The sequence below is a fragment of the Arthrobacter sp. zg-Y877 genome (assembly GCF_030373105.1).
In the GTDB taxonomy this organism is placed as follows: Bacteria; Actinomycetota; Actinomycetes; order Actinomycetales; family Micrococcaceae; genus Arthrobacter_B.
This window is the reverse complement of sequence record NZ_JAUCPU010000002.1, coordinates 255706-281308: the sequence shown is the minus strand read 5'-3', so window position 1 is coordinate 281308 and position 25603 is coordinate 255706. Positions and strand designations below refer to the sequence as shown.

The 25603-nt window shown below is 67.5% G+C and carries 21 protein-coding genes; 12 read left to right on the top strand and 9 right to left on the bottom strand.

From position 1 onward, the window contains the following. Positions 1-17: 17 nt before the first annotated feature. Entirely contained in the window at positions 18-632 is a 615-nt protein-coding gene (locus QNO03_RS05365; RefSeq protein WP_229950339.1) for a TetR/AcrR family transcriptional regulator, read from the bottom strand. Positions 633-750: 118 nt separating this feature from the next. Here QNO03_RS05365 and moeB point away from each other — a divergent pair, with 118 nt between their 5' ends. Further along, positions 751-1941: a molybdopterin-synthase adenylyltransferase MoeB gene (gene moeB / locus QNO03_RS05360; protein WP_289602363.1), complete on the top strand. Its 1191-nt coding sequence runs from the start codon at positions 751-753 to the stop codon at positions 1939-1941. A 19-nt stretch (positions 1942-1960) separates the two neighbouring features. Here the strand turns inward: moeB and QNO03_RS05355 are convergent, their stop codons facing one another. Continuing rightward, the gene (locus tag QNO03_RS05355; RefSeq protein WP_289602362.1) at positions 1961-3286 is read right to left on the bottom strand and encodes a glutamyl-tRNA reductase; all 1326 of its coding nucleotides are present in this window, start codon (positions 3284-3286) and stop codon (positions 1961-1963) included. Between the two features lie 144 nt (positions 3287-3430). On the opposite strand from QNO03_RS05355, the gene hemE reads away from it, so the two are divergent. The 8 genes from hemE (at position 3431) to hemL (ending at position 12224) form a co-directional block, all read left to right on the top strand. Further along, on the top strand, positions 3431-4492 hold the full coding sequence (gene hemE, locus QNO03_RS05350; RefSeq protein ID WP_229950343.1) for a uroporphyrinogen decarboxylase: 1062 nt from the start codon (positions 3431-3433) through the stop codon (positions 4490-4492). A gap of 2 nt (positions 4493-4494) precedes the next feature. Next, positions 4495-6072, top strand: coding sequence for a protoporphyrinogen oxidase (gene hemG, locus QNO03_RS05345; RefSeq protein WP_289602361.1), 1578 nt, complete (start codon positions 4495-4497; stop codon positions 6070-6072). Between the two features lie 74 nt (positions 6073-6146). Beyond that, positions 6147-6854, top strand: a complete 708-nt coding sequence (gene hemQ, locus QNO03_RS05340) for a hydrogen peroxide-dependent heme synthase (protein WP_227918413.1) — start codon at positions 6147-6149, stop codon at positions 6852-6854. After that, complete coding sequence (locus QNO03_RS05335) at positions 6851-8044, top strand: ferrochelatase (RefSeq protein WP_289602357.1); 1194 nt, start codon at positions 6851-6853, stop codon at positions 8042-8044. The genes hemQ and QNO03_RS05335 overlap by 4 nt, the downstream gene beginning before the upstream one ends. Beyond that, complete coding sequence (gene hemC, locus QNO03_RS05330) at positions 8044-9000, top strand: hydroxymethylbilane synthase (RefSeq protein ID WP_289602356.1); 957 nt, start codon at positions 8044-8046, stop codon at positions 8998-9000. Before QNO03_RS05335 ends, hemC begins: the two co-directional genes overlap by 1 nt. Before the next feature lie 24 nt (positions 9001-9024). Further along, positions 9025-9888 carry a uroporphyrinogen-III synthase gene (locus QNO03_RS05325; RefSeq protein ID WP_229950351.1) on the top strand — a complete coding sequence of 288 codons (864 nt, stop codon included), beginning with the start codon at positions 9025-9027 and terminating at the stop codon, positions 9886-9888. Positions 9889-9921: 33 nt separating this feature from the next. Further along, positions 9922-10905 (top strand): porphobilinogen synthase, encoded by a 984-nt coding sequence (gene hemB / locus QNO03_RS05320; RefSeq protein WP_289602355.1) that lies wholly within the window; start codon positions 9922-9924, stop codon positions 10903-10905. Then, positions 10905-12224, top strand: a complete 1320-nt coding sequence (hemL, locus tag QNO03_RS05315) for a glutamate-1-semialdehyde 2,1-aminomutase (RefSeq protein WP_289602354.1) — start codon at positions 10905-10907, stop codon at positions 12222-12224. Before hemB ends, hemL begins: the two co-directional genes overlap by 1 nt. 72 nt (positions 12225-12296) lie before the next feature. Here hemL and QNO03_RS05310 read toward each other — a convergent pair whose 3' ends face one another. The 4 genes from QNO03_RS05310 to QNO03_RS05295 form a co-directional block, all read right to left on the bottom strand. Further along, complete coding sequence (locus QNO03_RS05310; RefSeq protein WP_289602353.1) at positions 12297-13136, bottom strand: MetQ/NlpA family ABC transporter substrate-binding protein; 840 nt, start codon at positions 13134-13136, stop codon at positions 12297-12299. A gap of 126 nt (positions 13137-13262) precedes the next feature. Continuing rightward, positions 13263-14054, bottom strand: coding sequence for a methionine ABC transporter permease (locus QNO03_RS05305; protein ID WP_229950359.1), 792 nt, complete (start codon positions 14052-14054; stop codon positions 13263-13265). Beyond that, positions 14051-15031, bottom strand: a complete 981-nt coding sequence (locus QNO03_RS05300) for a methionine ABC transporter ATP-binding protein (RefSeq protein ID WP_229950360.1) — start codon at positions 15029-15031, stop codon at positions 14051-14053. Before QNO03_RS05300 ends, QNO03_RS05305 begins: the two co-directional genes overlap by 4 nt. A gap of 315 nt (positions 15032-15346) precedes the next feature. Continuing rightward, positions 15347-16069: a 3'-5' exonuclease gene (locus QNO03_RS05295; protein ID WP_289602350.1), complete on the bottom strand. Its 723-nt coding sequence runs from the start codon at positions 16067-16069 to the stop codon at positions 15347-15349. A 75-nt stretch (positions 16070-16144) separates the two neighbouring features. On the opposite strand from QNO03_RS05295, the gene QNO03_RS05290 reads away from it, so the two are divergent. Genes QNO03_RS05290 through QNO03_RS05280 form a run of 3 tightly spaced genes read left to right on the top strand, consistent with a single transcriptional unit; the run spans position 16145 to position 23480 of the window. Beyond that, a complete protein-coding gene (locus QNO03_RS05290; RefSeq protein ID WP_289602348.1) occupies positions 16145-16654 on the top strand; it encodes an MGMT family protein in 510 nt (169 codons plus the stop codon). Beyond that, positions 16651-20016, top strand: a complete 3366-nt coding sequence (locus tag QNO03_RS05285) for an ATP-dependent helicase (RefSeq protein WP_289602347.1) — start codon at positions 16651-16653, stop codon at positions 20014-20016. The genes QNO03_RS05290 and QNO03_RS05285 overlap by 4 nt, the downstream gene beginning before the upstream one ends. Continuing rightward, positions 20013-23480 (top strand): ATP-dependent helicase, encoded by a 3468-nt coding sequence (locus QNO03_RS05280; protein WP_289602345.1) that lies wholly within the window; start codon positions 20013-20015, stop codon positions 23478-23480. The genes QNO03_RS05285 and QNO03_RS05280 overlap by 4 nt, the downstream gene beginning before the upstream one ends. Positions 23481-23522: 42 nt before the next feature. On the opposite strand, the gene QNO03_RS05275 is transcribed toward QNO03_RS05280, so the two are convergent. Genes QNO03_RS05275 through QNO03_RS05265 form a run of 3 tightly spaced genes read right to left on the bottom strand, consistent with a single transcriptional unit; the run spans position 23523 to position 25524 of the window. Beyond that, the gene (locus QNO03_RS05275; RefSeq protein ID WP_229950371.1) at positions 23523-24212 is read right to left on the bottom strand and encodes a hypothetical protein; all 690 of its coding nucleotides are present in this window, start codon (positions 24210-24212) and stop codon (positions 23523-23525) included. Continuing rightward, the gene (locus tag QNO03_RS05270; RefSeq protein WP_289602342.1) at positions 24209-25147 is read right to left on the bottom strand and encodes an ABC transporter ATP-binding protein; all 939 of its coding nucleotides are present in this window, start codon (positions 25145-25147) and stop codon (positions 24209-24211) included. The genes QNO03_RS05275 and QNO03_RS05270 overlap by 4 nt, the downstream gene beginning before the upstream one ends. Then, positions 25144-25524: a GntR family transcriptional regulator gene (locus QNO03_RS05265; protein WP_289602340.1), complete on the bottom strand. Its 381-nt coding sequence runs from the start codon at positions 25522-25524 to the stop codon at positions 25144-25146. Before QNO03_RS05265 ends, QNO03_RS05270 begins: the two co-directional genes overlap by 4 nt. Positions 25525-25603: the final 79 nt, after the last annotated feature.

Here is a 25603-nt window from a genome sequence, read left to right as displayed (position 1 = left end):
TTATCGAAAAATCTACTCTAGATTTCCTTAGGGAACCGGCTGATTCCGCGCCAAGCTAAACGGTAGACCAGCTCGCTTGCCGCATCGATGTCCAGGTCACCGTCGGTTTCCAGCCAGTAGCGGGCACTGACCTGTGCCATTCCGGCGAGGGCCCGGCCCAGCAGGGTGGCCTCATGGTGGGAAAGTTTGGTGTCTTCGGCGATGACGCCGGCAATGCTGTTGGCGAAGCGGGCATTGAATTCCTCAATGCGGGCACTGACCTCGGCGTCGCTGGTGAGATCGGATTCGAAAACCATCCGGTGCCCCTGGCTGTCCTGCGCCACGAAACGGAAATAGGCACGCATGGTTTCGCGGACGCGGAGCTTGTTGTCCGTGGTGGACTTCAGCGCGGTCCCCAGAAACTCCGTCAGGGTGTTCAGGTGGTTGTCCAGCAGGGCCATGTACAGCTCCCGCTTGCCGGGGAAGTGCTGGTACAGCACGGGCTTGCTGACGTGGGCCGCTTCGGCGATCTCGTCCATCGCCGCACCATGGAAACCGTTGCTGACAAAGACCTCCTGCGCTGCGCTGAGCAGCTGCCGGCGGCGTTCCTCCCGCGGGAGTCGAACCGGTTTGCCGGCTGCCTGGTTACTCACTGGTGGACCTCTCAACAGTTCCGGAGCGCTTGAGCTGCACGGACAATGACCCTTAGTTTACCTGCGGGTATTCGATCCGATAGGTCCGCCGCCATACCCGTGGCTTAGATTGGACTTCATGACCTTAGCAAGCGCACCCGTATCCGGAGGGGAACTACCTGCGTTGGTGGCGCCCGGTCCTGAACTTACCCGCGAGGAAACCGAACGCTACTCCCGGCACCTGATCATTCCCGGCTTCGGGTCCACCGCCCAGCGCCGGCTGAAGAATGCCCGCGTGCTGGTTGTAGGAGCCGGCGGGCTCGGATCTCCGGCGCTGCTGTACCTGGCGGCCGCGGGAGTGGGCACGCTGGGAATTGTGGACGACGACGTCGTGGACGTCTCCAACCTGCAGCGCCAGGTGATTCATGGGGTATCCGACGTCGGCACGCCGAAGGCCGAGTCCGCGGCCCGGTCCGTGGCGGAACTGAATCCGCATGTCGAGGTGGTCCTGCACCGCGAGCGGCTGGACAACTCCAACGTCCTGGAGATCTTCGCCGGATATGACCTGATTGTGGACGGCACCGACAATTTCGCCACCCGCTACATGGTGAACGACGCCGCGGAAATCCTGGGCAAGCCGTACGTGTGGGGCTCGATCCTCCGCTACGACGGGCAGGTCAGCGTGTTCTGGGGCAAACACGGACCCACCTACCGGGATCTCTTCCCGCAGGCGCCTCCGGCCGGATCGGTGCCTTCCTGCGCGGAGGGCGGTGTGCTGGGCGTGCTCTGCGGGCAGATCGGTTCGGTCATGGTCAATGAGGCCATCAAGCTCATTACCGGGACAGGCCGCACCCTGCTGGGCCGGGTCCTGGTCTTCAACGCCCTGGAAATGAGCTGGCGGGAACTTCGGGTCCGGCGGGATCCGGACGCTGTTCCGGTGACGGAGTTGAGCGACTACCAGGCCTTCTGCGGCCTGACCCCGGCTGAACCTGCACCGGCAGGAGCGGAAGTGGACGTGGCAGAGCTGCGGGACCTCCTGGCCGAACGCGCCGCCGGAGCACGGGAATTCGACCTGCTGGACGTCCGCGAACCGGGCGAATACGAGATTGTGCGTATCGACGGCGCCCGGCTGGCGCCGCGCGCTTCAGTCCTGGCGGGGGAGTTCCGGCCTGACCGGGACCGGCCCGTGTATGTGCACTGCAAATCGGGTGTGCGGTCGGCGGAGGTCGCCGCCTATCTGCGCCGTGCCGGCTATCCGCAGGTTTACAACGTCACCGGCGGAATCCTGGAATGGGTACGCCGGGTGGAACCGGAGAAGCCGGTCTACTGAGCTGCCTGCGCGTAAGCCCCTACGCGGACTTCGGCTCGGCGTCGTCCTCGCCGGGGGTGGGGCCGCCGTCCTTGGCGGGAGCTGCCTCGCCGCGCTCCACGGTGATGCCGTACAGGGCCTCCAGGCCCCGGATGTATTCTTCCTGCTGGCCACTGGCGGCCAGTTCGCGGGCGCGCACGGTGGGGACATGGAGCAGCTGCTTAACCATCCGGCGCATGGCGAACTCCACTTCCTGGGCGGCACCGGTACAGCCGTGCTGGGCACGGACCTTGTCCAGCTCCGATTCCAGGACATCCAGGGTGTGCCGGCGCAGGGCGACGATGGCGGAATCCATCTCGCGGCTGAGCTGCTGCTTGGAGAAGTTCCGGGCGGCGTCGGCCACGATGGTGCTCGCCTGCTTCAGCGACTCGGCCTGCTCGGCCGGTGCGGCCAGGCGGACAGACTCGAGGGTGATCAGCTCGACGCCGTCGATTTCCCGGACCTCCGGATCGAAGTCATGCGTCAGGGCAAGGTCGATGATGATCAGCGGCTTGCCGGCGGCCTCACGGACGCGGCGGACATCTTCGGCGCTGACCTGGCTGTCGCTGCCGCTGCAGCCGATGACGACGTCGGCCCGCTTCAGGGCGGCGGGCAGGGACTCCCGGGTCAAGGGTGTCCCGCCGCGTGAGGCAGTGAAGGACCCGGCCCGGTTCGAGGACGAATAGACACTGATGTCGGTGCAGCCGCGCTCCTTGAGCAGGGCCATGGTGGCGCCGGCGTAGGCGCCGGTGCCGAAAACCACTACCGACTTCCGGGACCAGTCCCGGGCTTCGGACAGATCCGTTGCCAGGCCCAGGGCAACCGACACAATGGAAAGCCCCCGTTTACCGAGGGCTGTGAGGGCACCGACGTCCTTGGCGGTGCGGGATGCAGTTTGGAATAAGCGGGTGAGGCCGCCGCTGGCGGTTCCGCTTTCCTGGGCTTCGATGAGGGCGCGGCGTACCTGGCCGGCAATTTCCCGTTCGCCCACCACGGCCGAATCCAGTCCGGCGCCGACGGCAAACAGGTGCTGGGGAACGGATTCACCGGTGTTGGTGGCAAAGGAGCGGGACACCTGCTCCTCGCTCATGCCGGAGTGCCGGCTGATCTCCGCGACAACGGCGGAACGCGCGGCTTCAATATCGGCATCGGAGGGGGTTTCGCAATACACCTCCAGCCGGTTGCAGGTAGCGAGGACCACGGAGCCGGAGACGGCGGTTCCGGAATCGACCAGCGAAGACGAGACCTCGGATGCGCCGGCGCTCAGCCGGGCGACAGTCTCCAGGTCTACGTCGGTGTGCGTAGCAATGAGGGAAAGTAGAACCACAGTAGGTCAATAGTAGCCACGCCCGGGAGGATACCTTCAATCGGCCCTGCCGGAATTACCTCTTTAAAGCTGTGAGAAGCGCCACCGTGGCAGCCGAAAAGGCGCCGGTTATCGATTGCCCGGGATTTTGGAGAGAATCAAGGTATGACTCTTAGCGCCACTCACCCGCTGCTGGATGGCCGCACGGCCGATTCGCCCCTCATCACCGCGTACCGGGGCGGCACCCCCACCCGCCGCCCGGTATGGTTCATGCGCCAGGCGGGCCGGTCCCTGCCCGAGTACCTTAAGGCCCGGCAGGGGATCGGCATGCTGGAATCCTGCCTCCGCCCGGAACTGGCGGCGGAGATTACCCTGCAGCCCGTGCGCCGCCACGACGTGGATGCCGGCATCTTCTTCTCCGACATTGTCATTCCACTGAAACTTGCGGGCGTGGACGTGGATATTGTTCCCGGCGTTGGCCCCGTACTGGGCAGCCCGGTGCGGACCGCCGCCGACGTCGCCGCCCTGCCGCGGCTGACCGAAGAAGCGCTGGAACCCATCCGTGAAGCGGTCCGGCTGACCGTGGCCGAGCTCGGCTCCAAGCCGCTGATCGGCTTCGCCGGTGCGCCATTCACGTTGGCGGCCTACATGGTGGAGGGCAAACCCTCCCGTGACCACCTCGGCCCCCGCACCATGATGCACGCGGATCCGGATGCGTGGCAGGCACTGACCGCCTGGGCCGCGGATGCCTCCGGCATGTTCCTGCGTGCGCAGCTGGAAGCGGGCGCCAGCGCCGGGCAGCTCTTCGATTCCTGGGCCGGCTCCCTGGGCCTGGCCGACTACGTCAAGCACGTGGCACCTGCCTCCTCCCGTGCCCTGGACCACGTCCGCGGCCTTGGCGCGCCGCTGGTGCATTTCGGCACCGGCACCTCCGAGCTGCTGGTGGCCATGCGCGACGTCGGTGTGGACGTTGTCGGCGTGGACTACCGCCTGCCCCTTGATGAAGCCAACCGCCGCCTCGGCGGTACGACGCCGCTGCAGGGCAACATCGATCCGGCGCTGCTCAGCGCACCGTGGGACGTCCTGGAAGCCCATGTCCGTGAGGTCCTCGCCGCCGGCGCAGCCGCCCCCGGCCATGTGGTGAACCTGGGCCATGGGGTGCCGCCGGAAACCGACGCCAGCGTCCTGACGCGGGTGGTTGAACTTATTCACTCCGTGGAGCCGTAACCATGCCAGGCCGTTTCCTCCCGAAGCCGGAAAAAACCGCCAAAGCGGAAAAGCCGGCTAAGCCGGAAAAAACCGCTAAGCCGGAAAAAACCGCCAAAGCGGACAAGCCGTCCGGAAAAACCGGTACCCAGCATTCAGCTGCTGCGCCCGCCGGTCCCAGTGCCGTCGTCGTCGGCGGCGGCGTCTCCGGCCTGATCGCGGCCAGGGACCTGCAGCGCGCCGGCATCCGGGTCACGGTACTGGAAGCAGCGGAGCGGTTCGGCGGCTGCGTCGGCCGGCATAAGGTGGCCGGCGTTGTCCTGGACAGCGGTGCCGAATCCTTTGCCACGCGGTCACCGGCCGTCCCTGACCTGATTGCGGAGCTCGGCCTGGCCGCTGATGTGGTCCCGCCCAACCCGGCGGGTTCGTGGCTGCAGCTGGCAGCGGACGACCTGCCCTCGGGTGCGCAGCGGATGCCCAGCAGCGGCCTGCTAGGAATCCCCGCCGACCCGCGGCACCCGGACATCGTCCGCGCCCTGGGACGCGCCGGAGCGGCACGGGCAGCTATGGACAAGGTCCTTCCGGTGGGTTCCCTGAACCGCCGCGGATCCATGAGCCTGGGTGAGCTTGTGCGGACCCGGATGGGGGAGGCGGTGCTTCGCCGGCTCGTCACCCCGGTGGTCGGCGGCGTCTATTCGGCCGACCCCGACGTGCTCGACGTCGATTCGGTGGCCCCGGGACTGCGCGACGCCGTGGGACGGCACGGTTCCCTTGCCGCTGCAGTAGGCGCCCTGCGGTCTGCGGCCCCTGCCGGGTCGGCCGTGGCCGGGCTGGACGGCGGAATGGGCAGGCTGACCGAGGCGCTGGTCGCCGACCTGGAAACCTCCGGAGCACTCCTGCGTACGGGGGTACGGGCCGAAGCCCTGTCCCGTGACGGGCAACAGTGGCGGATCCGCTGCAGTGACGGGGAAGAGCTGGCGGCGGACGCCGTGGTGGTTGCCGCCGAGGGGCCGGCCGCCGTGGATCTCATCAGTACCGCCCTGCCCGAGGTTTCGGCATACCGGCCGCAGCCGGGTCCGGGCGTTGCCCTGGTCACCCTGGTGGTGGACCTGCCTGAGCTGGATGCCATGCCGCGCGGCACCGGGGTCCTGGTGGCCCGGGAAGTGGAGGGCATCGATGCCAAGGCGCTGACGCATGCCACCGCCAAATGGCAGTGGCTCGCGGATTCCACCGGGCCCGGAACCCATGTGCTCCGACTGTCCTACGGGCGGGCCCTGTCGGCGGAGGAGTCCGCCGCGCACCCCGCGCACGTGGACCGCGCCGATGACGACCTGTTCCGGCAGGCAGTGGCCGACGCGTCCGGCCTGCTGCAGGTGGACATCAAGGCCGACGACGTCGTGGGCTGGGACGTTGTCCGCTGGGTGGGCGCTTTGCCCTCTGCCGCCGTCGGACATAAGGACCGGGTGGGTGCTGTCCGCGCGGCCGTGGCTGAAGCGCATGGACTGGAAGCGGTCGGCGCCTGGCTGGCCGGTACCGGGCTGGCAGCTGTCACCGCGGACACCCGCATCCGCATGGCAGGGCTAACCAACGCCCTCCTGTGATGTTCCGCACTTTCTACACTTTGTAGAAGTGCGGTGTTTCGACTTACCTATACGCAAAGGGCAGACTGTTAAACATGAGTGAGACGATGGACCGCAGTGCCGCCGGAACGGCCGGCAACGACGAACAGTTCTTTACCCTCTGGACCGTTTTCAAGCGGTCCTCCATGCCGAAAGCGCCTGTTTCGAACGGTGCAGTTGATGCCTTCGAAACACTGACCAAGGACCTGGCAGCCAGCAACGTCACGCTCCGCGGTCTTTACGACGTCTCCGCCATGCGCGTGGATGCCGACGTGATGGTGTGGCTGCACGGCAGCGCGCCGGAAGCGCTGCAGGCGGCCCTGCGGCAGATCCGCCGGTCCGAGCTGTTTGCCGGCACCGAGATCGCCTGGTCCGCCATGGGCGTTCACCGCGACGCGGAGTTCTCCAAGAACCACTGGCCGTCCTTCGCCCGGGGCATCGACCCCGAGACCTGGATCTGCGTCTACCCGTTTGTCCGCTCCTACGAGTGGTACCAGCTGCCCGCCGAGGAACGAGGCAAGATGCTGCGCGACCACGGCATGCTCGGCCGGGAATTCCCCCAGGTCCTGGCCAACACCGTGGCTTCCTTCGCCCTCGGTGACTGGGAATGGATCCTGGGCCTTGAAGCCCCCAACCTGGTGGACCTCGTCGACATGATGCGCCACCTGCGCGCCACCGAGGCCCGCAACCACGTCCGTGAAGAAGTCCCGTTCTATACCGGCCGGCGTATTCCGGCCGCCGAAGTTGCCGAGGTACTCAAATGACATCCGCTGTTTCCAACGAGCCCGTCTTCGACCCGTTTGAGGGTGTCGACGAAAACGGCCGCATGGCCCCGAAGCATTACGACGCCATCCTGCTGGCTTCCTTCGGCGGCCCGGAAGGCCAGGAAGACGTCATTCCCTTCCTGCGCAACGTCACCGCCGGCCGCGGCATCCCCGACGAGCGGCTGGAGGAAGTGGCCACCCACTACCGGGCCAACGGCGGCATCAGCCCCATCAACGAGCAGAACCGTGCGCTGAAGGAGGCACTGGAAGGGGAGCTGGCACGCCGCGGCGTCGAACTCCCCGTCCTCTGGGGCAACCGGAACTGGGCGCCCTACATCAAGGACGTCCTGCAGGAGGCCTACGACGCCGGTCACCGCCGCATCCTCATGGTCACCACCAGCGTCTACTCGTCCTACTCGAGCTGCCGCCAGTACCGCGAAGACCTGGGCATGAACCTGATCAAGACCGGCCTGGACAAGAAGCTGCACGTGGACAAGGTCCGCCAGTACTTTGACCACCCCGGCTTCGTGGAGCCCTTCGTCGAAGGCGTCCGCGAGTCCGTGGCCAACGTCCGCGCGCAGCTGGCCGCCAAGGGCGTGGAAAACGAGAAGATCGAGATCCTCTTCTCCACCCACTCGATCCCCACCGCCGACGCCGAAGCCTCCGGTCCGCGCGACCGGGAGTTCGAAGAAGGCAGCGCCTACGTCGCCCAGCACCTGGCCAACGCCCGCGCCATCATGGAACGGATCCCCGAAGCTGCGGGCCTGGACTGGCAGCTGGTCTACCAGTCCCGCTCCGGCGCCCCGCACATCCCCTGGCTGGAACCGGACATCAACGACGCGATTGCCGAACTGCCTGCGAAGGGCGTCAACGGCGTGGTGATTGTGCCGCTGGGCTTCGTCAGCGACCACATGGAAGTCCTCTGGGACCTCGACACCGAGGCCATGGATACCTGCAGGGAGCTGGGCCTGGCCGCAGACCGGGCCCCGACACCGGGCATCCATGAGACCTTCGTGTCCGGCCTGGTGGACCTGCTGCAGGAACGCACCCTGGAGAACAACATCGCCATCCGCCCCGCCATGACCGACCTCGGCCCGTGGTACGACGTCTGCCGCCCCGGCTGCTGCGCGAACCTGCGCGGCGAGAAGCCGACTATTGCAGGCGCCGATTCCACTGTGGGCGTCGAATAGTGGCGCATTCGCCTGTCCTGATCGGCACCCGCGGCAGCGCCCTGGCCGTCACGCAGACCACCACCGTGTCCGAAGCACTGTCCAGCCTGGGCGGGTTCGACGTCGAACTGGTGCGCGTCCGCACCGAGGGTGACATCAACCGGGCCGCACTGTCGCAGATCGGCGGCACCGGCGTCTTCGTCGCCGCGCTGCGCGAATCGCTGCTGCGCGGAGACTGCGACGTTGCGGTGCACTCGCTCAAGGACCTCCCCACCTCACCGGCCGAAGGCCTGGCCCTCGGTGCCATTCCGGAACGCGTGGACGTCCGCGACGTCCTGTGTGCCCGCGACGGCCTGACCCTGGCCGGACTTCCGGCCGGAGCGAAGATCGGTACCGGCTCGCCGCGCCGGGCTGCCCAGCTGCGCGCCGCCCGTCCCGACCTCGAGATTGTGGACATCCGCGGCAACGTTGACACCCGCCTCGGCCGCGTGGCCGGACTGGTGGAAGGCGCTCCCGGGGACCTTGACGCCGTGGTGCTCGCCGCTGCCGGACTGGCCCGGCTGGGACGGCTGAACATGGTCAGCGAGTTCATTGACCCCGACGTTATGCTCCCGGCCCCCGGCCAGGGCGCCCTGGCAGTGGAATGCCGTGCTGCCGACGCCGCCGAAGGAGACCTCGGCAAGGCGCTTGCCGCGTACGACCACTTCGACAGCCGCCTGACCGTGGCTGCCGAACGGGCCATGCTCGGCCGCCTCGAAGCCGGCTGCACGGCTCCGGTAGGAGCACTGGCCCGCGTGGATGCCGACGGCATCACCCTGCAGGCCGTGGTCTGCAGCGACGACGGCACACGCCTGATGCGCCGCTCCGCCGTCACCGCCGAGCTCACCGAAGACGCCGCCCGCGCACTGGGTGTACAGATCGCCGAGGAGCTGCTCGCGGCCGGTGCCGCCCAGCTCACGGATCTCCCCGCCAGCTGATGCGCCACCTCCGGAGCTGCTGACATGGCGGCCAGTCAAAACGGTCCGGACCTTGCCGGACTGTTCGTCGTCCTGCCGCGCACCCCGGACCGGGCCTCGGCCATGGTCCGGGAGCTGCAGGACTGCGGCGCGTCGGTGGCCCTTATGCCACTGATCGATTTCCAGTACCCCACAGACACCGACCTGCTGGACCGTGCCCTCAATTCGCTGAAGGCAGGCCGGTTCGCCTGGGTGGTCTTCACCAGCGTGACCACGGTCCGGGCCGTGACCCGCCGGTGCGCCGCCCTGGGCATCCGCCCGGACGCCGTCGTGCCTCCGGATACCCGCATCGCCGCCGTCGGTGCCGGAACCCGGCAGGCGCTGGAGGAGGTCGGCTTCGACATTGACTTCCTTCCGGACACAGACCAGTCCGCCCGCGGCCTCGCGGCATCCTGGCCGGACCCGCTGGGCTCGGACCCGGAAGGCGGCGACCTGCGGGTGCTGCTGCCGCAGGCCGATGTTGCCGACCCGTCGCTGCACGAGGCCTTAACCTCCCTGGGCTGGGACGTCCGTGCCGTGACCGCGTACTGCACCGTGGACTATCCGGCCACCGGTGTGCGCTTTACACCGGAGGCAACCGGTGAAGGCATGCTGGACCCGGAAGCCTTTGCCGCGGCGGCACCTGCCGGGCAACGCGCCGTCGTCCTGACCTCACCGAGCATCGCCCGCAGGTTCGTGCGCAGATGCGCGCCGGTGCCGGACGGAACCCTCCTGGTGGCCATCGGCGAGAGCACAGCTGCACGGATGCGCGAGCTGGGGGTGGGGCCGCACGCCGTGGCGAAGCAGCCAACCCCGGCGGGAATAGCACAGGCACTCTCGGTTGCTATGTCTACGGGTCCTACCAACTAGTTCCCCATTTTTACCGGAAGGCAGAATATTTCCATGAGCTTCCCCCAGCACCGTCCCCGCCGTCTGCGCACCACCCCCGCCATGCGGCGGCTGACCGCGGAGTTCCGGCTGGATCCCGCCGAGCTGATCCTTCCCGTCTTCGTCCGTGAGGGCATCACTGAGCCCAACCCGCTCACGTCCATGCCCGGCGTCGTCCAGCACACCCTGGACTCCCTGAAGAAGGCCGCCGCTGAAGCAGTGGAACTGGGCATCGGCGGGATCATGCTGTTCGGCATCCCGGCCGAGCGCGACGCCGTCGGCAGCGCCGGCACGGACCCGAACGGCATCCTCAACCGAGGGATCCGGGCCGTCCGCGAGGAGGTCGGCGACGAGCTGGTCATCATGAGCGATGTCTGCCTGGATGAGTTCACCGACCACGGCCACTGCGGTGTGCTGGACGAAAACGGTGTCGTGGACAATGACACCACCCTGGAGATCTACGGCCGGATGGCCGTGGAGCAGGCCCGCGCCGGTGCCCACGTACTGGGCCCGTCAGGCATGATGGACGGGCAGATCGCCGTCATCCGGCAGGCACTGGACGAGGCCGGGTACACCGATGTTTCCCTGTTCGCCTACGCCGCGAAATACGCTTCCGCGTTCTACGGTCCCTTCCGTGAAGCCGTGGACTCCCAGCTCCAAGGCGACCGCCGGACCTACCAGATGGACGCCTCCAACCGCCGCGAAGCGATCCTCGAGGTGGAACTGGACCTTGAGGAAGGCGCCGACATGGTGATGGTCAAGCCCGCGATGAGCTACCTCGACGTGCTGGCCGACGTCGCCGCCATGTCACCGGTGCCGGTGGGCGCTTACCAGATCTCCGGCGAGTACGCGATGATTGAAGCTGCCGCCGCCAATGGCTGGATTGACCGCCGCCGGGCCATCGAAGAGTCCGTGCTGGGTATCAAGCGGGCCGGCGCCAATATGATTCTCACCTACTGGGCCACCGAGCTGGCGGCCTGGCTGAAGGAAAGCAAGTAATGTCCTCACCTGTCTCGACGTCCGAAGAACTGTTTGACCGCGCCCGGGCCCTGATGCCCGGAGGCGTGAACTCCCCGGTCCGGGCCTTCGGCTCCGTGGGCGGTACGCCGCGCTTCATGGTGTCCGCCAAGGGCCCGTACATCACGGACTCCGAGGGCCGCGAATATGTGGACCTCGTCTGCTCCTGGGGCCCTGCCCTGGTGGGCCACTCCCACCCGGACGTCCTGGCCGCGGTGCACGCCGCCGTCGACAATGGATTGTCCTTCGGCGCGTCCACGCCGGCGGAAGCCGAGCTGGCGCAGCTGGTGATGGACCGGGTGCCGGGCGTCAAGCGCCTGCGCATGGTCTCCACCGGCACCGAAGCCACCATGACCGCCATCCGGCTGGCCCGCGGCTTCACCGGCCGGAACCTGGTCATCAAGTTCGCCGGCTGCTACCACGGCCACCTCGACGGGCTGCTGGCCTCCGCCGGTTCCGGCCTGGCCACCCTGGCGCTGCCCGGCTCGGCCGGGGTCACCGAAGCCACTGCCGCTGAAACACTGGTGCTGCCGTACAACGACGTTGCCGCCGTCGAAAAGGCCTTCGCCGAGCACGGCGCCAACATCGCCGCGGTCATCACCGAAGCTGCTCCGGCCAACATGGGTGTGGTCACCCCCGACGAGGGCTTCAACGCGGCACTGTCACGGATCACCTCGGCGCACGGTGCCCTGCTGATCCTCGATGAGGTACTCACCGGCTTCCGTACCGGCCCGGGCGGCTACTGGGGCCTGACCGGCGCTAAGGAAGGCTGGACGCCGGATCTGTTCACCTTCGGCAAGGTCATCGGCGGCGGCATGCCCGTCGCAGCCCTCGGCGGCCGTGCCGACGTGATGGACTACCTCGCGCCGCTGGGCCCGGTCTACCAGGCCGGAACCCTCTCGGGTAACCCGATCGCCATGGCAGCCGGCGTCGCCACGCTCAAGGCCGCCACGGCCGAGGTCTACGCCACCGTGGATGCCCGCTCGGCGGAGCTCTCCGACGCCGTGTCCGCCGAACTGGACAAGGCCGGCGTCGACCACAGCATCCAGCGCGCCGGCAGCCTCTTCAGCGTCGCTTTCGGCACCTCCGCCACCGGCGTGCACAACTACGAGCAGGCCCAGGCACAGGAAGCGTTCCGCTACCGGCCGTTCTTCCACTCCATGCTCGACGCCGGCGTGTACCTGCCGCCGTCGGTCTTCGAGGCCTGGTTCCTGTCCGGCGCCCACGACGACGCCGCGATGAACCGGATCTACGACGCGCTGCCGGCAGCCGCGGCGGCCGCCGCAGCTGCGAAGCCGTAACGGCTCAGCCCGGGACAAGCAAAAACCCCGCACGTCCCTCGAGGGAGATGCGGGGTTTTTTTGTGCCTCTGCCTAGAAAGCAGCCGTCACGTCACCGTTCGGCCAGGTCTCTTCGATGAAGGCCTTGGTCTCGGGGGAGTGGAGCAGTTCTTCGAGCTTGTCGATCCGTGCGTCCTTGCTGCCGGCCTTCCACACCAGGAAGTTGGCATACGGGTTGTCTTCGACGGATTCCACCTGCAGGGCGTCGTCGGTGCTGAGCCCGGCTTCGAGGATGTAGTTGCCGTTGATGATGGCCAGGTCCACGGTGGGATCCTTGAGGTCATTAACGAGCAGTTCGGGCTGGTTTTCCTGGAAGTCCAGGTCCATGAAGTTCTGCTCGTCGGTCAGGGTCAGCACCGAGGCGTCCCCGGGGATGTCCTTCACGAGACCGGCTTCTTCCAGCAGCTTCAGGGCGCGGGCCTGGTTCGAGGGGTCGTTGGTGACCATAACCCGGGCGCCTTCCTTGATGGAGGAGACGTCGTCGTGCTTCTCGGAGAACGCGGCGTACGGCTCCACATGGATGCCGGCGCCGTGCTCGAACTCGTAGCCCTGGCTTTCCATCTGGGATTCCAGGTAGGGCAGGTGCTGGTAGTAGTTGACGTCGCTGTCGCCGTCGTTCAGGGAGATGTTCGGCGTGATGTAGTCGTCGAACTCCTGGATTTCCAGCTCCAGGCCGGAGTCTTCCGCGAGGTTGTCCCGGACAAACTCGAGGATCCGGGCGTGCGGTGCCGGGCTGGCGCCCACGGTCAGGGTTACCGGGTTGGCAGGGTCAAGGCTCTCCACGGCGCTGGAAGAGGAATCAGATCCTCCGCAAGCCGTCAGCGCCAGAGCCGTGGCCACTGAAGTGGCAACGAGGGTCAGTGCTTTACGCATCGAATGCGTTCCTTTCACGTAACCCGGGAAGCGGAACTCCGCCGTCCGGGGAATGTGCAGCTAGCGGCTACTGGCTGCAGGTCCGGCAGGGCCGGGGGCGTGCCCCGGCCCTGCCGAAGAGTTGGACTAGACCGTGGTCTTGTCGAGTGTGCGGTCCGTTTCCGGGCGGGCGGCGGGGCCGGTGCCGGGGTCAGCCAGCGCACCGGCCGGACGGCTGCGCCGGCCGGTACCGGAGGCCGAGCGGTGGTCCACCCGGCGGGAGGCGAAATCGCCGCCGATCTGGATGATCTGCACCAGGGCAACGATGATGACGATCGTGACCACCATGACCTGGGTGTCGAAGCGCTGGACGCCGTAGTTGTAGGCCAGCCGGCCGAGGCCGCCGCCGCCGATGATGCCGGCCATGGCGGAGTAGCCCACCAGGGTGACCAGCGTGGTGGTCAGGGCCGCGACGAGTCCGGGAAGGGCCTCGCGCAGCAGCACCTTGGTGACCACCTGCATCTTCGTTGACCCCATCACGAGGGCCGCGTCGATCTTGCCGCCGGAAACGTCGCGCAGCGCGTTTTCCACCAGCCGGGCAAAGAACGGGATGGTGGCGATGCTCAGCGAAACGGAGGCTGCCACGGGGCCGATCGAGGTGCCGGTGATGAGCCGTGCCAGCGGAATCAGTGTGACCATCAGGATGGCGAAGGGCACGGAACGGGTGATGTTGACGATGATGTCGCTGACGATCCGGTTAATGATCTTCATCGGGAGCAGGCCCCCGGGTGCCGTGACATGCAGGAAAACGCCCAGCGGCAGACCGACCAGCAGGGTGAAGAAGCCGGAAATGCCCACCATCTGGAGGGTTTCGATAACGGCCTCGGGCAGGGCCTTGGTGATTCCGGGGTTGTCGAAGAGTCCGGTCAGGAAGTTCATGCTGCCACCTCCACGGTGACGCCCTGCAGGGCGAGGTATTCATGGACGGCGGCCATGTCGGTGTGTGTGTCCAACTGGATGCGCAGCCGTCCGAAGCGGGTTCCGGCCAGCAGCTCCACGCTGCCGGCGAGGACGTTGACGTCGGTGTCGAACCGGCGGGTCAGTGCGGAAAGGACGGGATCCGAGGTGGTCTGGCCCGTGAACAGCAGTTCCAGGACCGGACCGCCGGGGGAGGGCGGAGTGACCGGCAGCGGGATCAGCTGCTTGGCCAGCCGGCCGCGGAGATCGGAAGCGACCTCGCGCAGGGGACCGTGTTCCACCACCCGTCCAGCCTCCAGCAGCGACACCGAATCACAGATCCGCTTCACCACGTTCATCTCGTGCGTAATGATCAGCACGGTCAGGTCCAGGCGCCGGGTCAGGTCCGAAATCAGGTCCAGGATGTCATCCGTGGTGCTGGGGTCCAGGGCCGAGGTGGGTTCATCGCACAGCAGCACATCCGGATCGGCGGCCAGCGCCCGGGCAATTCCCACCCGCTGCTTCTGCCCGCCGGACAGCTGGGCGGGGTACGCCCCGGCACTGCCTTCAAGGCCCACGAGGGCCAGCAGTTCCTTCACCCGGGCGTCGATGACGCTCTTTTTCGTGCCGACCAGTTCGAGCGGATGCGCGATGTTGGCGGCGGCGGTCCGGGAGTCCATGAGGTTCGCGTGCTGGAAGACCATGCCGATCCGGCGGCGGGCCGCACGGATCTCGGAGTCCTTCACGGCGGTGAGTTCGCGGCCGTCAATGGTGACGGAGCCCGACGTCGGCCGGTCCAGCAGGGTCAGGCAGCGGACCAGAGTGGACTTGCCGGCTCCGGAGTGGCCGATGATCCCGTGGATCGAACCCTTGGGTACGCTCAGGCTCACGCCGTCCAGTGCGGTGACGTTGCGGTCGCCCTGTCGGTAGACCTTGCGAAGGTCGGTAACTGTGATCATTCGTCCTCGTAATATGCGTTGAATGGCCGGACCGGTGCATGGGGAAAGAAGCACGGGTCTATGCCGTGCCTCTTTGTCGGCCGTGCGGAGGGTGCCTGCCAATCTCGTGGCGCGAGACGGTACGCGCGCGTCAAAACGCGGGTCCGCCTGGGGCGCCATCAGCGCCTGACACAGTAACCAGTATCGCATGTTGGCCGTGGCGCCCCGACAAAGTGACGGCCTGTGAAGGCCCGTCAACGCCGCCGGGGCGGCGGGAAAACCGGCGGGGACGAAGCCGCCTGGGGGAGTGCCGCCGGGAACGGTGCCAGTCTTCGGTCAGGCAGGATTCAGGACGGCCCCGGGCTCGTGGTCCGGAGCGGGACGCAGCGGCCAGCTGCCGTCGATCACGGCCTCCGGGTCCCGGCGGCGGAGGTATTCCTGGAAGCTGGCGGCCTGGCCGGCGGCCCAGCCGACCTGGAAATCGTGCAGGGTCTGCGCATCGCACTGCAGCTCCGGATACTTCTGCGCCATCACTGCGGCCACGGAGAGAGTCGCGGCGACGTCGGCCGCCGAAGTGTGCGCATTGTCGAACCCCACTCCGTAGTGCTCCGCCATGGCAGTGAGGGTCCGCTTGCCGCGGCGGAACCGGTCCACCTGCTTGTCCAGGATGTACGGATCGATCACGGGAGCCGGGTTCGGGGCCACCAGGCCGAAACGCTCGCATTCGCGGGCCAGGACCGTGAAGTCGTAGCAGGCGTTGAAGGCCAGGACCGGAATCCCGGCGGCGAACATGCCGGCCAGCACCTCCGCCACCTCAGCGGTCACTGTGGCCGGGTTCCCACCTTCGGCGCGGGCCCGCTCGTTGGTGATGCCGTGGATGGCGGCCGCCTCCGCGGGAATCGGGATTTCAGGGCAGGCCAGCCACTCGTGGTGCTGCAGGGTCTCGCCCACGCCATTGACCAGGATGATGGATGCGGTGACGATCCGCGCGGTCTGCGGATCGCGGCCGGTGGTCTCCAGATCGAAGGCCGCACGGGGAAGGTTCTGCCAGCTGTTCATGCTCCAAACCTATCCGGGAGCGGTGACATTCCCGGGATTGGCGGCGGCCGCCGCGGCGTCGGTACCCTACTGGATATGCGCAGGGACTACGCCGATGCGGTGCTTGCTGTGGCCGATCTCATACCGCCGGGGCAGGTGCTCTCCTACGGTGACATTGCCGAGCTGCTGGACGCCGGCGGGCCGCGCCAGGTTGGCGCCGTCATGTCCGCTCGCGGTTCCGAGGTGTGCTGGTGGCGGGTGCTGCGGTCTTCGGGACAGCCGCCCAGAAGCCACGAGGCACGAGCCTGGGAGCACTACCGGCTCGAGGGCACCCCGGTGCGCGGGACGGCGGACGACGACGGCGCGGGCTACCGGGTACGGATCGAGGCCGCCCGCTGGCAGCCCGGTGAAGCGGAATGGGACCGCCTGGACGGCCTCCGTGCGGACCTCCACGACGCCCTGCGTGCAGGCACCGAGACTGCCTCGTCGGCTGGCCCGTCGGCTACCCCGTCGGCTGCCCCACAGACTGCCGGCGGCAGCGGGCGGCGGCGGCCGGCAGCGCCGATATCGGGAATGTCGGCGGGACATGATGAAGTGGACCCATGAGCGTTGAACTCCAACTCGTCGGACCGGCTGCAGGCGCACTTTCCGCGCCCCGGCTCAGCGCGGACCAGCAGGCCGTGGTGGATCTGCCCACGGGCAGCGGCCCTGTACTCGTCCTTGGAGCGCCAGGAACCGGCAAGTCCACCGTCCTGGTGGAAGCCGCCGTGGCACGGATTGAACGCGACGGACTGGATCCGTCCCATCTGCTGATGCTGGCCCCCTCACGGCTTGCCGCCGCCGGGCTGCGGGACGCCTTGTCCGCCCGGCTGCAGGGAACACTGAGCACGGCACCCGCCCGGACCTGGGCCTCCTATGCCTTCGACCTGATCCGGCGGGCGAAGACCGAAGGCCGGCTGCCCTACCTCACCCGGGCGCCCAAGCTCCTCTCCGGCGCCGAACAGGACGTCATCATCAAGGAACTGCTGGCCGGACACGGGCAGCAGGGTGTGCCGGAGCTGCCGTGGCCCGACAGTCTGGACCTGGCCCTGGGCACCCGCGGCTTCCGGCAGGAAATCCGCCAGCTCTTTGACCGCGTCATCGAGTACGGCATCTCCGCCGAAGAACTGCGCGAACTGGGCCAACGGCACGGCCGCCCGGACTGGGTGGCAGCCGCAGGGCTCTACGCGGAATACCGGGACGTCCTGGACCTGCGCATGCCGGAGTCCTTCGACCCGGCGGGCATCATTACGTCGGCCCTGAACATCCTGCGTTCGGACCCGGAGTTCCTGGCCGCGGAGCGGGAACGCCAGCAGCTGGTACTGGTGGATGACCTGCAGGAAGCCAACCCGGCCATCCACAGCCTTTATGCACTGCTGGCAGGCACCGGAGATTCCATCGCCGCAGCCTGCCCCGACACCGTGGTGCAGGGTTTCCGCGGTGCCCGCCCGGACCTGGTGGGCCAGCTGGGACGGCGTTTTGACGGCCGTCTCGAGACCCGGGTCCTGACCACCTCGCACCGCCTGACCGGCTCGCTGGCCGGAGCCTGGACCCGGACGGCGTCGCGCATTTCGGTCGTCGGCCAGCTGCCTTCCTACCGCACCGCCGTGGCGGACGCGCGGTTCATCGGGACGGCCGCAGTGAATGCTCCAACCGACGGCGGAACCCCCGCCGATGCACCGCAGTCTGAAGTACCGGGAACCGACGCACCACACACTGGCGGATCCGGTACCGGCACTTCGGACTCCGCCGCTTCGGCAGCCGCCTCTGTTCCGGCAGCGGGCACGGCCGAGGCACACGTGGTGGATACCCCCATGCATGAGCAGCGCTACGTAGCGCAGCGCATCCTTGAAGCCCAGCTGCTGCAGGGCCGGTCGCTGGAGGACATCGCCGTCATTGTCCGCACCGGTGCCCAGCTGGCCGCCCTCCAGCGCTATCTCACCGGCCAGGGGATCGAGGTCAAGGTCCCGGTGGCCGAACGCGCCGTCCGGGACGAGGCCGCCGTGCGCCCGCTGCTGGACGCGTTCGCCGTCGTCCTGGACCCGGACCTGTTGACCCCGGAGCTGGCGGTGTCGCTGCTGACCTCGCGCATCGGCGGTGCGAGCACGCTGGAACTGCGCCGGCTGCGGCAGGCGCTGCGCCGCGAAGAACGCAGCGCCGGCGGCGGACGGACCAGCGACGCACTGCTGGTGGAGTCGCTGCTTGACCCCGAATCGGACTCCGGCCGCGCCCTGGCCGGCCTGAGCTGGGATGCCCGCCCGGCGGCCCAGCGCATTTCCGCCATGCTGGCCGCCGGACGGGAAGCCGCCCGGGAGCCCGGGGCTACAGCCGAAACCGTCCTCTGGGCCCTCTGGTCCGTCTCCGGCTGGTCCAAGCGCTGGGCGGAAACCGCTCTGTCCGGTGGTCCGGGAGCGTCCCGGGCGGACCGTGACCTGGACGCCATCATGGCCCTGTTCCAGACCGCTGAACGCTACGTTGACCAGCTGCCCGGCTCCACCCCGGCACAGTTCCTGGATTACCTGACCAGCTCAGAGCTGCCCATGGACACCCTGGCCGCCCGGGCGCAGCGCCGCGAGGCGGTGGAGCTGCTCACCCCGGCCAGCGCCGCCGGCCGGGAATGGCCCATGGTGATTGTCGCCGGCATCCAGCAGGATGTCTGGCCCAACCTCCGCCTGCGCGGTGAGCTGCTGGGCAGCGGGGAACTGGTGGCCGCCGTCGAGCACGGCGACAACTTCCGGGCCCACCGCAGCCCGCTGACGCTGATGCAGTCCATCCGCTTCGACGAACTGCGCAGCTTCTCTACCGCCATTTCACGTGCCCGCGAGGTGCTGATCTGCACGGCCGTCTCTTCCGAAGACGAGCAGCCCTCCTCCTTCCTGGACCTCGTGGCACCCCTGGAACCCGGCGCGGAGAAACGGCAGCGCACCGAAGTCCTTCGCCCGCACACGCTGCGCTCGCTGGTCGCGGAACTTCGCCGGTACGCCCAGCAGCCCGAAGAAGACCCGGAAGCGGCAGCCGAAGCCGTCCACCATCTGGGTACCATGCTGAACCACCCGGTTCCCGTTCCGGGAGCCCACCCCGGCCAGTGGTGGGGGCTCGCCCCGTTGTCGAGCACCGCTGCCATCCTGCCCCTGGATGCGCCCATCCCGGTCTCACCCTCCAAGGTTGACGCCGTACTCAAGTCGCCGTTGAGCTGGTTCGTCTCAGCGGCCGGCGGCGAACAGGCCACCGACTTCGCCCGGTCCCTCGGCACCCTGGTCCATGCCATTGCGCAGGATATGCCCGACGCCGCCGGCAGCGAATACGTGCAGGAGCTGCAGAAACGCTGGCCGTCCCTGGGCATGAAGGACAACTGGGAAGGACAGATGGACTACCAGCGGGCCGAAACCATGGTCCGCAAACTGGCTGAATACGTCATCACCATGCGCCGCAGCGGGCGTTCCCTCGTGGCGGTCGAAAAGGATTTCGAGGTGGAGCTGCCGGTGGAGATCGACGGCGCCGTCCGGACCGCGCTGCTGCGCGGGCAGATCGACCGGCTGGAAGCCGACGCGGACGGCCGGCTGTTCATCGTGGACCTCAAGACCGGAAAATCCGCCCCGAAGAAGGATGACCTGCAGGGCCACCCGCAGTTGGCGGCGTACCAGGAAGCTGTCCGCGAGGGCGCGCTGCCGGACGCTCCGCGGGTGCCGGGCGGAGCCGCGCTGGTGCAGCTGGGCACCACGAACAAGGGCGTTTCCGTGCAGGAACAGCCGCCGCTGGATCCGCAGGACACCACTGCGCGGGACATGGTCCGCGATGCGGCGGCACTGATGTCCGCGGCCTTCTTCGAGACGGTCCACGATCCCGGCCGCAGCGGGTTTGGCGGCAACGGCTGCCGTCTGCCCGAAATATGCCCCCTCTGCGCTGAAGGAAAGCAGGTAACCGAGTGAGTACGTCCGTAACCGACGAAGTGCCCGGCGGGCTGCCGCAGCCTGCACCCGCCCCCAAGTACTCGGCACGGGAACTGGCGGAGCTGCTCCACACCGATCCGAAGTCACCGGTGCAGTACCCCACCGACGACCAGGCCGGCATCATCGAAGGTCCCCTCGAGCCGTTGCTGGTCATTGCCGGCGCGGGGTCGGGCAAAACCAAAACGATGGCGGACCGGGTGGTCTGGCTGGTGGCAAACGAACTGGTCCGGCCGGAGCAGATCCTCGGGGTTACCTTTACCCGGAAGGCAGCCGGGGAACTGGCCACCCGCATCCGTGCCCGCTTGAACCTGCTGTACCGCCAGCTCGACGCCGGTCCGGGCGGGGCCGCGGATCCGGATACTGCCGGCGGCGGTGAGGAACGGATGGAACCCAGCGTTTCCACCTACCATTCCTATGCCAACGGCATCGTGAACGACTACGGCCTGCGGATCGGCGTCGAACGCGATTCCGTGATGCTCGGCGGCGCACAGTCCTGGCAGCTGGCCAATGAGGTGGTCGAAGCCTATTCCGGCGACTACGAGCACTTCACCGCCGCCAAATCCACCCTGGTTGGTGCCGTGCTGCAGATGGCCGGCGAATGCTCGGAGCACCTGCGCACGCCAGCGGAGGTCCGCGCGGAACTTGAGGCTCACGTGGCAGCGGTCTCTGCCTTGCCGTACCAGTTTGGCAAGCCGAAGGAACCCACCCAGGCGGCACGAAAGCTGCTGAACCGGCTGCGTACGCGCATCTCCGTCACCGAACTGGTGGAAGCCTACCGGCGGGCCAAGGCCGAACGACGGCAGCTGGACTTCGGCGACCTCGTGGAGCTCGCCGCCCGGATTGCGGCGACCATCGACGAAGCCGTGGAGATGGAACGGGCAAAATACAAGGTGGTGCTGCTGGATGAGTTCCAGGACACCTCCCACGCGCAAATGGTGCTCTTCTCCAAGCTGTTCGGCGACGGCCGGTCCGTCACTGCCGTCGGGGACCCGCACCAATCCATCTACGGGTTCCGCGGGGCCTCGGCCGGCCAGCTGGGCACCTTCCGGGAGAAATTCCCGCTGTTCACCGACAACGGCCGGGAGCTGGCACCGCTGGCCAACCTCTCCGTGGCCTGGCGGAACTCCACCTCGGTCCTGGCGGCAGCCAACACCGTCTCCACCCCGCTGAACGGCGTCGCGCCCTGGCTGAAGCACCAGCGGCTGCCGCACGTGCCCGAACTGCAGGCAAAGCCCAACGCCCCCGTAGGTGAGGTGTATCTGGGCCGCTACCTGTCGGATGTCTCCGTGGAGCCCGGCAGGGGAACCCCCGACCGGATCGTGGGGGAAGCGGAGGCAGTTGCCGAGCAGGTGGCTTTCCACCGCAGCCGCAGGGCAGAGCTCGGCGGCTTTGATGACCGGGGGAAGGAACAGACGCCCACCGTGGCGGTGCTCTGCCGGGGCCGCAAGCAGTTTGAACCGATCCGCAGGGAGCTGGAGCTGCGGGGGATCCCGGTGCAGATTGTGGGCCTTGGTGGACTGCTGTCCACACCGGAAGTGGTGGACCTGCTCGCGGTCCTTCGTGTCCTGGGCGACCCGGGGCGTTCGGATTCCATGCTGCGGATCCTGGCCGGAGCACGCTGGCGGATTGGGCCGGCGGACCTCATGGCGCTGGCCGACTGGTCCCGGCACCTGGTCCGGGTCCGTGAACGAGCCGTCCGGGTGGCCGATGCCGCCGATATCCACGGCCCTGATGAAGGCCCGGACCTCGTGGTGGAAGCCGACCTGGTGGAAGCCGGCAGCCTGGTGGAAGCCGTGGACTCCCTGCCGCGGCCCGGCTGGGTATCCAATGCCGGCCGGTCCCTTTCCGAGGAAGGACTGCGGCGCCTGAAGCTGCTGCGGAACGAGCTGCGGGACCTGCGCGGTTTCGTGGGGGAGGACCTGACCACGCTGATCGGCGAAGTGGAGCGGAGGATCCTGCTCGACCTCGAGGTAGCCGCCAAGCCGGGTGTCACCCTGCACGAGTCCCGGCGGAACCTGGACGCCTTCATCGACGCGGCGGCCACCTTCAGCTCCTCCGCGGAGCGGGTGGACCTGGCCGCGTTCCTCGCGTGGCTGGAAGCAGCCAACTCCGAGGAGAACGGCCTGCCCGTGACTCCGCTCGAGCCGAGCAGGGAAGCGGTCCAGCTCCTCACCGTCCATGCGTCCAAGGGTCTGGAGTGGGACATCGTGGTGGTTCCGGGCCTCAACGAAGCGTCGTTCCCCAGTGACAAGGATTCCCGCTGGAGCAGCGGCGACTCCGCGATGCCGTGGACCCTGCGCGGCGACAGCCTGGACCTTCCGCAGTGGGACTGGGAACAGGTGGACCAGAAGTCCTGGCTGGAGAGCGAAAAGCTCTTCAGCGAAGACGCGAAGGGCCATGCCGAGCGCGAGGAACGCCGGTTGGCCTATGTCGCGTTCACCCGCGCCAAGTCCGTGCTGATCTGCACCTCCTCCGCCTGGGGCGGCGGACGGTCCAAGCCGCTGGGAGTGTCGCGGTACCTGCAGGACCTTTACGAGCTGGAGCAGTCCGGTGCCGCAGGATACCGGCTCCTGACGTGGGTTATGCCCGAAGACGAGGGGACGGAGAACCCGGCCAACGCCGAGGCTGAACGGGCACGGTGGCCGGTCGATCCGCTTGGTCCGCGCCGGCAGGCGATGGAAACCGCGGCGGAGGCCGTGCTCCAGTCCGCGGGCAGCCGGGCCGGGGAGGCCCCCGGGTGGAGCGGGGAACAGGCCCCGGGGCGGTGGAGCCGCGAAACGGAACTGGTGCTGGCACGGCACCGGCCGCCGAACGAAGTGGTCCAGGTCGAGCTTCCGGCCCATATTTCGGCCTCCATGCTGGTGGACCTGAAGGACGACCCGGCGGAAGTCACCCGTCAGCTCCGCCGGCCGGTTCCACGGCAGCCGGGAATGGCCGCCCGCAAGGGCACGGCCTTCCATGCCTGGGTCGAGGAATTCTTCGGCACCAGCGGAATGCTGGACATCGACGAGTATCCCGGTGCAGCCGATGCCTACGTGGACGAGGCGTATGAGCTCGGGGACATGATTGCCACGTTCGAGGCCTCCGACTGGGCGCAGCGGACCCCTGCGTTCATCGAGGTGCCGGTGGAGACCAAGGTGGACACCGTCGTCGTGCGCGGACGCATTGATGCCGTCTTCCAGGACGCCGACGGCACCTGGGACCTCATTGACTGGAAGACCGGTGCGCCGCCGTCGTCCCAGAAGTTGGATGTGCGGTCCGTGCAGCTCGCCGTGTACCGGCTGGCCTGGGCCCGGCTCAAGGGGGTTCCGCTGGAGAAGGTGCGGGCCGCGTTCTACTACGTGGCGTCCGACATGCTGATCCGGCCGTACAACCTGGCCGGGGAGGCCGAGCTGGAGGAGATCATCCGGGAGGCAGCGAACACCCCGTCCGCCGGATTCTGAGTCCGGCGGGCGGGGTTCGGGGAGCTGAACCGGCGGGGAGGATCAGGGAACGGCACGCCGAAGCGTGGCGTAGGACGTCAGGGCTAGCAGCGCACCGGCAGCCAGCAGCCAACCGGCCAGGGAGATCGGCGTCAGCTGCACTATCCAGGCGCCGACGGAGGGCCAGGCCTCCCGCCAGGTGATCAGGGCGATGACTCCCAGCAGGACGGCGCCGGCGCCCACCAGCGCTGCCGTGAGTCCAATAGTCCGCCAGCGCTTGTAGATGGTCGAACTCCAGAAGCCCAGCAGGAACAGCAGGATGGTGACCGCGAAATAGAAGAGGATCTGGGTGTACCAGGCGCCCTCGGCAATCCACGGGATGGCGAAGATGGCGCCCTTCATGCCCCAGCCGTCGGTCGCCTGCTCCACCAGGCCCAGTACCCAGTACAGGACCGCGAGAGCCAGGGCGACCAGTGAGAACAATCCGATGGTGCCGATGTAGAAGGCGCGCCGGCTGACGCTGAGGGCCTGCGAGAAGGGGAAGAGCAGGGTCATGGCCTGGATGCCCAGGGCAAAGAAGTACCACATCACGGCCTGCCCGGAGCCCGAAATGACGTTCGAGGCGTCGTCCGGGATCATCGCGAAGATTGCCAGCGATATCAGCGTGGAGGCGACCAGGATGATCAGCGGAATCCACAGGTAGATCCATTTGTTGGTCAGCTGCATTCTCGCCACGGCTACTGCACGGTTCATTGGAAGGCCTCCAGGCTGTCTGTTGCCGCAGTGCCGGACGGCTTCTCTACGCCATCGGCATGCAGCGTCTTGCGGACAATGAGTTGCTGCAGGGATACCGGGGTCAGCTGCAACCCAAGCTCGGCGGCTTCCCGGCGCCCGGCGTCGTCCAGCCGATGCTCTACGGTCGCCGAGGCAAGGGACCCCAGGGATTCGCGGTGCAGCACCGGGTACCCGGTGATGAAGGACTCGACGACGTCCGCAGTGCCGGTGATGGTTACGGCACTGCCCCTGATGTTCTCTGCGTCGTCATTCAGGACAATCCTGCCGCTGTCGATCACGATCACGTGCTCCAGGAGAAGGGCGACTTCGTCGATCAGATGCGAGGAAAGCACGATGGTGCGGGGATGCTCTGCGAAGTCTTCGACCAGCCGGTCGTAGAAAATCTGCCGGGCCACGGCGTCGAGCCCCAGGTAGGGCTCGTCAAAGAAAGTGATTTCCGCCCGTGAGGCCAGTCCGAGAATCACTCCGACGGCGGAAAGCTGGCCGCGGGAAAGTTTCTTCAACCGGCGCTTGACCGGGAGGCGGAATTCCTCCGCGAGCGAGGCGGCGAACCGGGCATCCCAGTTGGGATACAGCAACCCGGCGGATGCAAAAGCGTTTGCCGCGGTGAAATCATCCGGGTACTTCTGCGATTCGCGGACGAAGCACAGCCGGCGCAGCACACGGTCATTTTCGAAGGGATGTTCTCCGAAAACCCGTACCTCGCCGGAAGACTCAAAGCCCTGGGCCGTGAGGATGGACATCAGGGTTGTTTTGCCCGCCCCGTTGCGACCGAGCAGCCCGTAAATGCGGCCGCCGGAAATATCCAGGTTAACGTTGTCGAGCGCTAGCTGGTCCCGGTAACGGCGTGTGAGGTTCCGGGTTTCTATCACGTTCGTGGTGCCGGCATTCATGGCGCCATGCTCCCTTCGGTGTCGACGGCGCTGCGCTGAATCAATCCGGCGAGCTGGGCGCCGTCAATACCCAGCTTCCGCGCTTCGATTGTCAGCGGACGGACGTACTGCTCGTAGAACTGTTCCCGCCGCTTCTTGAGGACGGCTTCCCTGGCTCCGGGCGCCACAAACATGCCGATGCCCCTGCGCTTATAGAGGATTCCCTCATCTACGAGGAGATTGATGCCCTTGGCAGCCGTCGCCGGGTTGATCCGGTAGAAGGCTGCGAACTCGTTGGTGGAAGGCACCTGGCTTTCCTCCTTGAGGGTTTCGTCAAGGATGTCGCCTTCGACGCGTTCGGCGATCTGTTGGAAGATCGGCCTGCTGTCATCTATCAAAGCGGCTCCCGTGGTTTCATCCCCGGGACCTAAGTGCCCGGTTCACTACTTGCTTGGTTCATTAGTTATGTAACTAACC

Coding starts and splice junctions, on each gene's coding strand:
- hemG (WP_289602361.1), top strand. CDS start 4,495: ATGCCAGGCCGTTTCCTCCCGAAGCCGGAAAAAACCGCCAAAGCGGAA.
- QNO03_RS05300 (WP_229950360.1), bottom strand. CDS start 15,031: ATGATCACAGTTACCGACCTTCGCAAGGTCTACCGACAGGGCGACCGC.
- hemQ (WP_227918413.1), top strand. CDS start 6,147: ATGAGTGAGACGATGGACCGCAGTGCCGCCGGAACGGCCGGCAACGAC.
- QNO03_RS05270 (WP_289602342.1), bottom strand. CDS start 25,147: ATGAATGCCGGCACCACGAACGTGATAGAAACCCGGAACCTCACACGC.
- QNO03_RS05310 (WP_289602353.1), bottom strand. CDS start 13,136: ATGCGTAAAGCACTGACCCTCGTTGCCACTTCAGTGGCCACGGCTCTG.
- hemB (WP_289602355.1), top strand. CDS start 9,922: ATGAGCTTCCCCCAGCACCGTCCCCGCCGTCTGCGCACCACCCCCGCC.
- hemE (WP_229950343.1), top strand. CDS start 3,431: ATGACTCTTAGCGCCACTCACCCGCTGCTGGATGGCCGCACGGCCGAT.
- moeB (WP_289602363.1), top strand. CDS start 751: ATGACCTTAGCAAGCGCACCCGTATCCGGAGGGGAACTACCTGCGTTG.
- QNO03_RS05295 (WP_289602350.1), bottom strand. CDS start 16,069: ATGAACAGCTGGCAGAACCTTCCCCGTGCGGCCTTCGATCTGGAGACC.
- QNO03_RS05305 (WP_229950359.1), bottom strand. CDS start 14,054: ATGAACTTCCTGACCGGACTCTTCGACAACCCCGGAATCACCAAGGCC.
- QNO03_RS05290 (WP_289602348.1), top strand. CDS start 16,145: ATGCGCAGGGACTACGCCGATGCGGTGCTTGCTGTGGCCGATCTCATA.
- QNO03_RS05275 (WP_229950371.1), bottom strand. CDS start 24,212: ATGAACCGTGCAGTAGCCGTGGCGAGAATGCAGCTGACCAACAAATGG.
- QNO03_RS05325 (WP_229950351.1), top strand. CDS start 9,025: ATGGCGGCCAGTCAAAACGGTCCGGACCTTGCCGGACTGTTCGTCGTC.
- QNO03_RS05285 (WP_289602347.1), top strand. CDS start 16,651: ATGAGCGTTGAACTCCAACTCGTCGGACCGGCTGCAGGCGCACTTTCC.
- QNO03_RS05335 (WP_289602357.1), top strand. CDS start 6,851: ATGACATCCGCTGTTTCCAACGAGCCCGTCTTCGACCCGTTTGAGGGT.
- hemL (WP_289602354.1), top strand. CDS start 10,905: ATGTCCTCACCTGTCTCGACGTCCGAAGAACTGTTTGACCGCGCCCGG.